Source organism: Bradyrhizobium sp., assembly GCF_019242285.1.
Lineage (GTDB): Bacteria > Pseudomonadota > Alphaproteobacteria > Rhizobiales > Xanthobacteraceae > Bradyrhizobium.
In genome coordinates, this window is sequence record NZ_JAFAVV010000609.1 from 16678 (window position 1) to 28696 (window position 12019).

Here is a 12019-nt window from a genome sequence, read left to right on the forward strand (position 1 = left end):
CAAGTGATACACCTCCCGCAAGTGTGAAGCGCGCCTGCCGCGCGACAGCTTTATCGTGCGCGATTGCACATTCTGTCCTGGCGGAAGAGCTGGAATGGCATTCGTGAAACCGCTTGCGAACCACGTGGCGATTGCCTTTCGCGTCGCTGCCCTGATCGGAACCACGACCGTCGTTGCGGTTCACGCCGAACCGCCCGATCTGAGCGGCGTCTGGCTGCCGGACATCAAGGACCAGCGGCGACAGGAGACGGCGAACATGCCACCGTGGAAGCCGGAGGTAGCGTCCCAGGTCCGGCATCTGATCACGGAGGAAAAAGCGGGGCGTCCCTTCCTCGTCCTCAGCCACTGCCTGCCGCATGGCATGCCGAGCTGGATGTTGATCACCCATAATCCGTTCGAATTGCTCGTGACCCCCGGCCGTATCACGATGCTCGGCGAGGTCGACGGCAACCGGCTGCGGCGCATCTACCTGGACGGACGCCAGCATCCGGACGACCCGGACTTGACGCTGCATGGAAATTCGGTCGGCCATTGGGAAGGCGACGCGCTGGTGGTGGACACGATTGCGATCGTGCCACAGGCCTACATCGCGATCAGCGAGGCGGTCGGCATCCCCAATGACGGCGACATGCACATCGTCGAGCGCGTCCATCTGGCCGAACCGAACGTGATGCATGATGACATGGAGATCACGGCGCCGAAGGTGCTCACCTCGACGTGGAAGACGACCCGGATTTTCCGCCGCTATCCCGAACGCCACTACGAGATCACCGAGGGTGAATGCGAGCAGGAAGACCTCGCTCCCGGCAAGGACCAGAACGGCCACGACATCTTCGTCGCGGCACCGCAAGGCGCGTACGGGTCGGTTCACACGGACAAATGAGGATTGACCTGATGTCACCAAAGGCTGCCGTTCTCGCTGCGTGGCTGATGCTGGGTTTCACCGGCATCGCCGGCGCTCATCATTCCAATGCGGCCTACGATCTCGACCACATGCAGACCGTGGCGGGCACCGTGAAGCAGGTCAACTGGACCAACCCGCACATCACCTTCGTGGTCGAGACGGACGTCAAGGACGGCCCGCAGGCCGGCACCTGGACCTTCGAGGTTTCCAGCCCGGGCGTGCTGACGCGGTCCGGCTGGACCAAGCGCTCGCTGAATCCCGGCGACCACGCCACCTTCTTCTATGCGCCGCTGCGCGACGGCAAGCCCGGCGGCTTCCTGCGCAAGGTGACGCTTCAGAACGGCCAGGAGCTGACCTACAGCCTGACGTCGCCCGAGGAGCAGTGAACCGGCCATGCAAGCCGCGCTCGGTGCGCTCTCGAAATGGCTGGCTGCGACCTCGCTCAGCCATACCATCCAGACGGAAGGCTGGATCATTCCGACCTTGCAGACCATTCACATTCTCTGCGTCGCCCTGGTGTTCTCGTCGGCGGTGCTGGTCGACCTCCGCATGTTCCGGTTGTTCGAGCGCGACGAGCCACTGAGCCAGGTGGCGCGGCGCTTCCTGCCGCCGATCTGGCCGGTGCTCGTCATCATGCTCTTGACCGGAAGCCTGCTGATCGTCGGCGAGCCGCACCGCTCGCTGCTCAATGCCACCTTCCACGTCAAGATGATCCTGCTGCTGCTCGCCATCCTGCTGACGGCCGCATTGCAGGGATCGGTCGCGGCCTCGCCGACGTTCTGGGACCGGGATCGCGGCCGGCGCATCGCCGGCCGGCTGATGGCGACGGCATCGATCCTCATCTGGTGCGGCATCCTGTTCGCCGGACGATGGATCGCCTACACACAGGCCGGATGATGCTGCAGAACCTCATCGCCACGCTCGAAGACAGCGGACTGGCGGAAAGCATTCGCGAGAACGACACGCTGTTCCCGTTCATCGAATCCGTGCACGTCGTTGCGATCTCGCTGGTGGTCGGCTCCATCCTCGTGTTGGACCTGCGGCTGCTCGGGCTCGCCTCCACGGCGCGGCCGGTGGGCCGGCTTGCCGCGGCGATCCTGCCGGTGACTTGGGGTGCGTTCACCGTCGCCGCGACCTCCGGTTTTCTGCTCTTCATCTCCAACGCCACCAAATACCTCGCCAACGGCTATTTCGATGCCAAGCTTTGCCTGATCGCCGCGGCTGCGCTGAACATGCTCGTCTTCCATGGCCTCAGCGCAAGAGACCTGCCGCAATGGGAGAAGCAGCCGACGCCGCCCTTGCGCGCCCGCGTGGCGGGAGCTTTTTCCATTCTCATCTGGATCGCGGTCGTCGCCTGCGGGCGATGGATCGGCTTCACCATGCAGCCGCTCTGAACATGCGCAACATCCACATCCTCGCCGCCGCAGTCATCGTAGCCGCCAGCATGGTCGCGCCGCCATCGCGCTCGCAGAATGTCGCGGCGATGCCGCCGTTCCAGGCTCATGTCGACATGAAGACCTTCATGGAGCACGTGCTGACGCCGGCCGCGTCGGTCATCTGGCGCGTCAACGGCGTGACCATCGACGGCAAGGGCGAGCATGACCTCTCGCCCAAGACCGACGACGACTGGGAGACGGTGACCAGCGGCGCGGCGACGCTGGCCGAGGCCACCAACGCACTGATGATCCCGCAACGGGCGCTCGACCCGGCGTGGAATGGCTACGTCAAGCGGCTGGCCGACGCTGCCGACCAGGCCTATCGGGCCGCTGAGGCGCACGACCTGAAGTCCATTTCCGAGGTCAGCGACCGGCTCGACGGCATCTGCGCCGCCTGCCATCGTCACTACGGACTGGAATAGGACCCAATGATCCGCCGCTTCGTCCACAAGCCTCACCTCACCAGCATGTACTTCATCGCGGGGATTCGTCCTGTCGGAAGTATACATCCACCTTCATGCCGACCGCGAGCGGACCTGGCTCGGCCAGATTGACGAGCACTTCGACCACATCGACGTCGGTCATGTTACGCTGACCGGGCGCATTGTTGCGTCCTGCCTCCACCAGCGGAGCGACAAACGATACCGAGCCCGCCGTCTGGCGCCCGGGAAACGCCGCGGCGCGCACCAGCACCGGTTGTCCCACCTTGATCTTTTCAATGTCGCGCTCATCGACCTCGGCGCGCACGCGCAACGCGGAGATGTCACCGAGCAGAACGAGCGGTGGCGTCGCCGCCGGCGCGGCCAATTCTCCCGGCTTGGCATTCACCTGCAGGATGGTGCCGCCGATCGGCGCGCGAATTGTCATCTTGTCGAGGGTTTCGCGGGCCAACGCTAGGTCACTGCGCGCCATGTTGACCTGGCCTTCGGCAACGGTCGGCAGCGGCGCGTCGATCTCGGTCGCGCGGAGTCCGGCGGCTTCCTGCTTCAGGCGATCCCGCGCACGGGCCAGTCCGGAGCGGGCGGCCTCGACATCGGCGTCCGAGCCCCGCCCCGCGCGCCGTTCGGCGGCCGCCTTGTCGACGAACGACTGCGTCTGGAACACGGCCGTCTCGGCATCAGCCACCGCGTCCTCGGCGCGGCGCCGCGCCGCGGCGCCTGATGGCATGGACTCCTTGTTGCGCACCCGCTTTCGCATCGCGGCCTGCGCCTCTGCCGAGGCCAATCGCGCCCGGGCTTCGCGGTCGTCGAGACGTATCAACGGCTCGCCGGCAAAAACCGTGTCATTGGCCTTGATCAGCACCTCGCCGATCACGCCCGCGACGGGCACGGCAACCCTGATCGTCCCCGACAGCGGCTCGACCCGGCCTGGAGCGACCGCGCGCCAACCCTTCTCGCCGGTCTGATCGTTGGCCTGGGCATGTGCCGCTGGCAGGCCAGGCGAGCCGGCGGCCAGCACGGTCAACGACAGGGCGGCAACAAGTGTTCGGGCGTTTGGCGTGATCATGACTCCCCCACCCTCTTGGCGTCGCCGCCGGCCTCCTCGCTGACGATCCGGCCATCTTCGATGTGCACGATGCGATCGGCAAACGGCAGGATGCGCGGATCGTGCGTGACGACCAGCACCCCGCGAGACCGATCCCTGGCGCTCTCTGCGAGCAGGGTCATGATGGCCTGACCGTTTTGAGCATCGAGCGCGCCGGTCGGCTCGTCCGCGAGAATGGCCGAGGTGTTGCCCACGATGGCCCGGGCGATCGCGACGCGCTGTTGCTCGCCGCCGCTGAGTTCACGCGGAAGCGCTCGCGCCTTCTGGGAAAGGCCGACTTTGGCCAAGGCTTCCCTCGCCGCCTTCGCAGCGCGTCGGGAGCGCTGACCGCGCACGTCCAGCGCCAGCCGGACATTGTCCTCGGCCGTCAGGGTGGGAAACAGATGATAGGATTGAAAGATGAAACCGATGTGATCGCGCCGGAGCCTGGCGAGATCCTCCGGCGCGGCGCCGGCGACCGGTCGGCCGCGAACCCGGACAATGCCGCGCGTGGGCGTCATCAGACAACCCAGAATCGACAGCAGCGTGGTCTTGCCGCTGCCCGATGGTCCCATCAACAGAACCAGTTCGCCGCCGCGCAGCGACAGGCTCACGCCCTTGAGCGCCTGCACTTCCCCCGCGCCGCTGCCGAGCAGCTTGACGATGTCGACGGCATCGAGCACCGGCTCGCTCATCGCGTGAACACCAAAGCGGGATCGATCCGCATGACTTGGACGATGGCCGCGATGGCGGATGCGACGCACATGACGACGGTCAAGAGAAACAGCCCGATGGTCAAAGCCGGCGTCATGACGATCGGCAAGGCGGATTCCGCGGTCATCCTGACCACGATGGCGCTGATGGCCGCGGCGCCGCAAAATCCGACGATCGCGCTAAGCAGCGCCTGCCAGATGATGACCATGTAGATATAGGCGCCGGGCGATCCGATCGCGCGCAAGGTCGCGAACTCGTCGAGATGATCCTTGGTGCTGGAATACAGGGTCTGCGCAACGATGACGGTGCCGACGATGATGCCGAGCAGGGCGCCGGCGAACAAGGCCGCGCCCGCCCCGGTCCCGAACAGCCAGAAGCTGCGGCTGCGGCTTCGAAACTCGGCCGTGGTCAGCACCTCGACGTCGGACAGATTGGCCTGCAATTGACGGCGGACGCTGTCCACATTCGTGCCAGGGGCGACCCGTAACAGGACATAGGAGGCCTTGTTGGCCGCAACGCCGGTATAGGCGCGCGCCCGATCGAGCCCGGCGAAGACATAGGGGGTGGTGGTGAACGCGCGGATGCCCTTGGTCACCGCCATCACCTGAACTCTCTGATCGCGAATTTCGGCGTCGGCGCCGGTCCGGCTGACGCCAAGCCGCTCGAAATAGGACTGATCGACAGCCACGGCGGCGGGAATCGACAGATCATCTGCCCGGCCGGCGACCAGATCCCAGGGGTGCAATCCCAATCCCCGCAGCTCGGAGCCGACGATGAAAACCGGCGTCGTGGTGCCGCCCGGCAGCCGCCATTGCGCATAGCCGATGACGAGCGCGCTCGCTTCTTCTATCCCCTCGACCGCGAGTGCCCGAAACCGCTGACGGTCATCCAGCAGCGAGGGATCCTCGAAGCATTTGGTGCCGGCCGGCATGATCCAGAGATCGGCGGACGCATGATCGACCATCGTGGTGACCATGCGCCCGAACCCGACGAAAAGGCCCATCTGAACCGTCACCAGCACGATGGAGAAGACGATACCGACGATGGTCGCGATGAATCGAAGCCGGTCATGAAACAGGTTTCGATAGGCGAGCCTGAATTTCAGCGACATGACTTCCGGCCGTCCCCACCCCGTCCGGCCCATTTCATCTGCTTTGAAGGCGCATGTCCACGGCGCGGACATCGACACATTGCCGCTTCGGGGCGCCTCGTACCGGGCGCATTCAACTTATGCGGAAAGCGTCCCCTCCTCACTTCACCAGCGTGTACTTGCCGTCCTTCACCGTGAGCAGGATGCGCGAGCGCTCGTCGAGGCCGTAGCGGTCCTTCTCGGTGAAGTTATAGACGCCCTGGCTCGCCGCGATCTCGCGCTCGGTCAGCAGCGCCTGGCGGATCGCCTCGCGGAATTCCGGGGTGCCCGGCTTGGCCGTCTTCAACGCCACCGGAATGATGCGCTCGAGCACGAGGAACGCGTCATAGGAATGGCCGGCGAACTGGCTGCGGCTGTTCGGCCCGTACTTCGCCTCATACGCCTTGACCAGATCCATGCCGGGCTTCTTGGTTGCGGCCTCGACCGGCTGGTCTTCGGGATCCATCACCGGGCCCGAGACCATGATCACGCCTTCCGCCGCCTTGCCGGCGATGCGGATGAAATCCATGCTGGCGGCGCCATGGGTCTGGTAGATCAGGCCCCTGTAGCCGCGCTCGCGCAATTCGGTCTGCGGCAGCGCCGCGGCGGTGCCGGAGGCGCCGACCAGGATCGCGTCGGGATTGGCGGCGACGAGCTTCAGCACCTGCCCCGTGACCGACGTATCGGGGCGGGCAAAACGCTCCTCGTCGGCCACCGCCATGCCCATCGGCACGCCCTGCGCCTTGAAATCGTTGAACCAGAGGTCGCCGTAGGAATCGGAATAGCCGATATATCCGACGGTCTTGACGTTGTGCGCCTTCATGTGGTCGTAGACCGCCTTGCCGACGATCGGGATCGGCTGCGGCATGGCGACCGACCATTTGGCGCGCTCCGGCGTGATCGGGAACGGCGCCAGGCCGAAATGCGGAATGCCGGCCTCGTTGGCGACGTTCGAGACCGCGATGGTGGGCGGCGTCGTCGCCGACCCCATGATGATGTCGGCCTTGGATTCGGTGACGAAGCGCCGCGCATTGGTGGTGGCGGTGGTCGGATCGCCGCCGTCGTCGAGCACGATCACCTTCAGCGGCACGCCGCCGATCTCCTTCGGCACGAATTCCAGCGCGTTGCGCTCGGGAATGCCGAGCGCGGCCGCCGGCCCGGTCGTGGTGGTGGTGATCCCGATCACGATCTCATTGGTCTCGGCGACAGCCGGCACGCCCGGCAGCATCAGAAGCGCCGCGAGCGCGGCGGCAGACAACAGAGCCCTCTTCATTCATTCCTCCCTTGAAAATGTTGTCGAAACGCAGATCAAATTTCGTGCGACCGTACAACCCCTCAATTCAGGTGGTGCGACATTCAGCCCTTCATGAACTTGTCGACGATCTCCACCGGGAACGGCGCCGATTTCAACCTGTCGGGATTCTGCGGGTCGCGCCCGACCAGGACGCGGGTCTCCCACGCCTCGATCGCGAGCGCCTCGCCCTTGTAGACCCTGTGGATCACCTCGAAGCTCGAGCGCTTGATGCTTTCGATGCGGCTCTCGATCGCGATCCAGTCGCCATGGGTCGAGGGGATGTAGAACTTGGCGCGGGTGTCGACCATGGGAATGCCGACCAGCCCGTAATTATGGATGATATCCTGTTTGGAAAAACCGGCGGCCTCGAACATGATCGAGGTCGAGTCGTCGAACATCGCGAAATAGCGCGGGTAATAGACGATGTTGGCAGGGTCGCAATCGCCCCACTGGATCTGGACCTCGCGCCGGTGCACGAACATCGCTGTTGTTACCTTCGATTCTGCGGCGGGCACGGTGCCACCTCTCCCATCGGGAGAGGTCGCGCCGAAGGCGCGGGTGAGGGGTTACGGTCTATCGAAGGAGCGAGCGCCCTCACCCGGATCGCATCTGGCGATGCGATCCGGCCTCTCCCCGATGGGAAGAGGTGAGACCGAGCGCTTGGCGATGTTGGTGCCATATCAGAAACAAAGCCTACTTCGGGGCCATGCGCAGCGAGGCGTCGAGCCGGATCACCTCGCCGTTGAGATAGGAATTCTCGACCATGTGCAGCGCGAGCGCGGCGAATTCCTCCGGCTGGCCAAGCCGGTGCGGGAAGGGAATCGCGGCGGCGAGCGAATCCTGCGCTTCCTGCGGCAGGGCGCCGAGCAGCGGCGTCAGGAACAGGCCGGGCGCGATGGTGAGCACCCGGATGCCGAACTGCGCGAGCTCGCGTGCGATCGGCAGGGTCATGCCGACGATGCCGCCCTTCGAGGCCGAATAGGCGGCCTGTCCGATCTGGCCGTCATAGGCCGCAACCGACGCGGTGTTGATCACGACGCCCCGCTCGCCGCCCGCCAGCGGCTCCAGCTTCGACATCACTGACGTCGCGAGCCGCAGCATATTGAAGGAGCCGATCAGGTTGATCCTGATGACCCTCTCGAAATCGGCCAGCGGATGCGGGCCGTCTCGGCCGACCACGCGCTTGGCGACGCCGATGCCGGCGCAGTTGACCAGGACGCGCGCCGGGCCGTGTGCGTTGCCGGCAGCGGCAATCGCGGCCTCGGCAGAAGCCGCATCGGCAACGTCGCAGGTCACCGCAACGCCCTTGATCTCGGCCGCGACCTGCTCGGCCAGTTTGGTGTTGAGATCGCAGACGGCGACCTTGGCGCCCTGCGCCGCCAGCTTTCGCGCGGTCGCGGCGCCCAGTCCCGAGGCGCCGCCGGTGACGATCGCGGCCTGATCCTTCAACAGCATGATGATCTCCTTTAACGAATTTCTCGATATCTGTTCTCGCTCTCCCCGTTCTTCACAGGGAGAGGGTTGGGGTGAGGGCCTGCCGCGAATTCGGTGAGAGTGGGACTCGCGGAGACTTCCCCTCACCCGCATCGCATCTTCGATGCGATGCGACCTCTCCCCGAGCGGGGCGAGGTAAGAACGACTCGCGGTGAACTCGGTCCATTCGGCTAGCTCCCATCTAGCCGGCCGTGATGACACGCGCCGACGGCGACGGCGCATAGAGTTCGTCGATCAGGTCCTTGCGATGCTCCAGCACCGCGCGCTGGTTGATCGAGCCCTTGTCGGTGACCTCGCCGCGGTCGATCGAGAGCGGCCCGTCGATCAGGATGGCACGGGTGATGCGGTTGGAGGAGCCGGTCGAGGTGCCGAGCAGTTGCATCAGGCGGTCGCGGAAGGCGTCGCGCACCAGCGGGTCGGCGGCGCTGACGGCAATGTCGTCCTGCGGCAGCGTCGGATTGATCAGGCGGCAGCCGTCGAGATCGAGCACGACCAGCGCGGAAATCTCGTCGCGGTTGATGCCTGTTATCACGACGTCTCGCACCAGCGGTGCGCAAGTCGAGATGAAACGCGCGCGCAGCGGGCCGACGCTGACCCAGGTGCCGCTGACAAGCTTGAAATCCTCGGTGAGGCGGCCGTCGAAATCGAAGCCGGCGTGAAGATCGTTCGGATCGGCCGGCTTCAGCGCGTCGCCGAACTTGTAGAAGCCTTCCTCGTCGAATGCGGCCTTCGTGAGCTCCGGCTGGCGCCAATAGCCCGGCGTGACGTTCGGGCCCTTGCAGCGCACCTCCAGCTTGCCGTTGTTGGGCACGAGCTTGGCCTCGCTGCCGGAGGCCGGCAGGCCGACATGGCCGGAACGGCTGGTGCGCGGATTGACCGACATGAAGAAGGGCGCGCTCTCGGTCGCCCCGAGGCCGGTCAGCATCGGCACCCGCGCGCCTGTCTCCCGCGCGGAAAGCTCATCGAGGCCCTCCCAGATGTGCGGGGCGAGCGCAGCGCCTGAGAAGAACATCGCGTGCAGGCGGCGGAAGAAGTTCTTCCGCAACGCTGTGTCCTCACGCAGATAGGGCAACAAGGCCTCGTAGCCCTTGGGCACGTTGAAATAGACCGTCGGCGACACCTCGCGCAAATTGCGCACGGTTTCCTCGATGCCCCCGGGCGTCGGCTTGCCCTGGTCGAGATACATCGAGCCGCCGTTGAACAGGACCAGCCCAACGTTGTGGTTGCCGCCAAACGTGTGGTTCCAGGGCAGCCAGTCGACGATGACCGGTGGCTCGTCCTTCAGGAACGCCATAGTGTCCCGCACCATCACCTGGTTGGCGCAGACCATGCGATGGGTATTGATGACCGCCTTGGGATTGCCGGTCGAGCCGGACGTGAGCAGGAATTTTGCGATGGTGTCGGGCCCGATCCGCGCATGGCGCGCGTCGAGGCCGGGATGCAGGGGCCCCGCCATCAGGTCGGCGAGCCAGGTGACGTCGCGCCCGGGCACGTCGCCATAGGAGGCGGCGATCTCGGTGCCCGCCGGCACACTCTCGGAAAACACCTCGGCGAATTTGTCGGCGTCGTCGGCGAACACCAGGCCGGGCGTCAGCAGCTTCAGCACATGGGTGAGCTTGCCGTGATCCCGGGAGATCAGCGAGTAGGCCGGCGACACCGGGCAGAACGGCACCCCCGCGTAGAGCGCGCCGAAGGCCAGCAGCGCGTGGTCGATCGAATTGCCTGACAGGATCACGACCGGCCGCTCGGCCGAGAGCCCGCGCTTGATCAGGGCGGAGGCGATGTGCCGGCTTGCGGCCAGCAGCTCGCCATAGGAAAGCTCGCGCCAGCCCCGACCGCCGCGACGCTCGGCCATGAAGACGCGATCGGAGGCGGCGGCGGCCCAATGCTGCAGCGGATCGGTCAGCCGCACCGGATAATGGCCCAGCGATAATGTCGGGCGGAGATAGATCGTGCCGTCGGTCCTGCGTTCGATCGCGACCTCGGGATCCCTGAACGAGATCGGCCGCAGCGGCGCAACAGTCCCCCGCGCCCGGCCGTCGCCGGCCGCCGCTGTCCTCACAATGTCCGCTTGCGTACTCATGACTGACCCGGTTTCACCTTGGCGGTCTTGTGCTCGAGAAAGGCCTTGATCCGCCGCTTGGCCTCCTTGTCGCTCTGCGCCACCGTCGCCATCAGCGACTCCATCAGGAGGCCGGTCTGCGGGTTGGCCTCCGCGATCATCGGCAGCGCCTGCAGCACCGCGAAATTGGTCAGCGGCGCGTTGGCCGCGACCCGCTCGGCGAGCTCGAGCGCCTTCGAAAGCGCGCCGCCGGCCTCGACGAGGTATTGCGCAAAACCGTAGGCCGAGCCTTCGGTGGCAGAATACACCCGCCCCGTGAGCATCATATCCATCATTCGGGGAACGCCGATGAGGCGCGGCAGGCGCACCGAGCCGCCCCCGCCGACGAAGATGCCGCGCTGGCCCTCCGGCAGCGCGAAATAGGCGGACGGCTCGGCGACGCGGATATGGGCGGCGCAGGCCAGCTCCAGCCCGCCGCCGATCACCGCGCCCTGCAGCGCGGCGATGACGGGAACGCGGCTGTACTGGATGCGGTCGAACACACGGTGCCACATCTGCGAATGGGTCAGACCCTCGGTCGCGTCGTGGTCGGCGAGCTCGGAAAGGTCGAGGCCGGAGGAAAAATGATCGCCGATGCCGTGGATCACGACGGCGCCGACGTCGTCGGGGAGGCTCCCAAAACAGTCCCCGATCGCGAGGATGATACCGTCGTTCAGCGCGTTGCGCTTGGCCGGACGGTTGAGGCCAACGGTCAGAACCGCGCCCCTCCTCGCGATCTTCAGCAGCGCGGAAGGGCCCGCGGCTGCGGCGTGAACGGCGTCTCCCATCGGGGTTTATGTCCTTTGCAGAATAGTTATGTTTTATAACTATTGGCGGTGGAGTCAATCGCTGTCGCCTTGCGGGAAAGCCGTAGGGGCCAAAGCACGTCTTGCACCAGAGCGTGCCGCGCAAGGCAGGAGCGTGCCCACCATTCAACGCAATGCTGTCGACGGATGGTGGGCACGGTGCTCCGCGCGATGCGGAGCATCGTCGCGCTCGCACCCGACGCGCGTCGCGACATGCGTCCGCGTTGCCGCGGCATGAAAATGCCCGGGCTGTGCAATGATCCACCCTCCGAAAACCAGGAGGGCGCAGGGAATGCCGGGTGAACCAGCCTCACCCATGGCCCCCGTGCAACAAGAACGCACGGGGCAGGAACCACAGGTTCAGCCGAGATCACCGGCATTCCCTGCGCGATGGTGTTAACGCTTATGGCGTGCTCTCCCGGGTGAACGGGCTTTCTTGCCACCCTCGCCTGCCGATCATCGACAGCAGGCTTGATCCCAGCGTCGCGGGATCAGGACCACACGCTTTCGCAGTCCGCAACGGCGCCGCTCGTCCGGCGACGCGTCACGTCCATCGCATCCCACCCCGCGTGTCGTGACGATCGCGATGCGCCCCTCTCATCGAGGCGGGACGGGCG

The 12019-nt window shown here is 65.7% G+C and carries 13 protein-coding genes; 5 read left to right on the forward strand and 8 right to left on the reverse strand.

Annotated features, from left to right (window positions below):
* The first annotated feature begins 94 nt into the window (after positions 1-94).
* From JOY90_RS24930 to JOY90_RS24950, 5 genes are read left to right on the forward strand one after another with little or no spacing between them, the layout of a single operon-like run.
* Complete coding sequence (locus JOY90_RS24930) at positions 95-883, forward strand: hypothetical protein (protein WP_291693771.1); 789 nt, start codon at positions 95-97, stop codon at positions 881-883.
* Positions 884-894: 11 nt separating this feature from the next.
* Positions 895-1290: a DUF6152 family protein gene (locus JOY90_RS24935; protein WP_291693772.1), complete on the forward strand. Its 396-nt coding sequence runs from the start codon at positions 895-897 to the stop codon at positions 1288-1290.
* 7 nt (positions 1291-1297) lie between these two features.
* The gene (locus JOY90_RS24940; RefSeq protein WP_291693773.1) at positions 1298-1801 is read left to right on the forward strand and encodes a DUF6644 family protein; all 504 of its coding nucleotides are present in this window, start codon (positions 1298-1300) and stop codon (positions 1799-1801) included.
* Positions 1801-2298, forward strand: a complete 498-nt coding sequence (locus tag JOY90_RS24945) for a DUF6644 family protein (protein ID WP_291693774.1) — start codon at positions 1801-1803, stop codon at positions 2296-2298. The genes JOY90_RS24940 and JOY90_RS24945 overlap by 1 nt, the downstream gene beginning before the upstream one ends.
* 2 nt (positions 2299-2300) lie before the next feature.
* Positions 2301-2762 carry a hypothetical protein gene (locus JOY90_RS24950; RefSeq protein WP_291693775.1) on the forward strand — a complete coding sequence of 154 codons (462 nt, stop codon included), beginning with the start codon at positions 2301-2303 and terminating at the stop codon, positions 2760-2762.
* A 52-nt stretch (positions 2763-2814) separates the two neighbouring features.
* Here the strand turns inward: JOY90_RS24950 and JOY90_RS24955 are convergent, their stop codons facing one another.
* From JOY90_RS24955 to JOY90_RS24990, 8 genes are all read right to left on the reverse strand, one after another.
* Positions 2815-3798, reverse strand: a complete 984-nt coding sequence (locus tag JOY90_RS24955) for an HlyD family secretion protein (RefSeq protein WP_367276992.1) — start codon at positions 3796-3798, stop codon at positions 2815-2817.
* Between the two features lie 44 nt (positions 3799-3842).
* Positions 3843-4559, reverse strand: coding sequence for an ABC transporter ATP-binding protein (locus tag JOY90_RS24960; protein ID WP_291693777.1), 717 nt, complete (start codon positions 4557-4559; stop codon positions 3843-3845).
* A complete protein-coding gene (locus tag JOY90_RS24965) occupies positions 4556-5689 on the reverse strand; it encodes an ABC transporter permease (protein WP_291693778.1) in 1134 nt (377 codons plus the stop codon). Before JOY90_RS24965 ends, JOY90_RS24960 begins: the two co-directional genes overlap by 4 nt.
* A 139-nt stretch (positions 5690-5828) precedes the next feature.
* Positions 5829-6980, reverse strand: a complete 1152-nt coding sequence (locus JOY90_RS24970; RefSeq protein ID WP_291693779.1) for an ABC transporter substrate-binding protein — start codon at positions 6978-6980, stop codon at positions 5829-5831.
* 83 nt (positions 6981-7063) lie between these two features.
* The gene (locus JOY90_RS24975) at positions 7064-7483 is read right to left on the reverse strand and encodes a thioesterase family protein (protein WP_291693784.1); all 420 of its coding nucleotides are present in this window, start codon (positions 7481-7483) and stop codon (positions 7064-7066) included.
* Positions 7484-7694: 211 nt separating this feature from the next.
* Positions 7695-8456, reverse strand: a complete 762-nt coding sequence (locus tag JOY90_RS24980) for an SDR family NAD(P)-dependent oxidoreductase (RefSeq protein ID WP_291693780.1) — start codon at positions 8454-8456, stop codon at positions 7695-7697.
* A gap of 220 nt (positions 8457-8676) precedes the next feature.
* Complete coding sequence (locus JOY90_RS24985; protein ID WP_291693781.1) at positions 8677-10578, reverse strand: feruloyl-CoA synthase; 1902 nt, start codon at positions 10576-10578, stop codon at positions 8677-8679.
* Entirely contained in the window at positions 10575-11384 is an 810-nt protein-coding gene (locus tag JOY90_RS24990; RefSeq protein WP_291693782.1) for a crotonase/enoyl-CoA hydratase family protein, read from the reverse strand. The genes JOY90_RS24985 and JOY90_RS24990 overlap by 4 nt, the downstream gene beginning before the upstream one ends.
* Between the last annotated feature and the right edge of the window lie 635 nt (positions 11385-12019).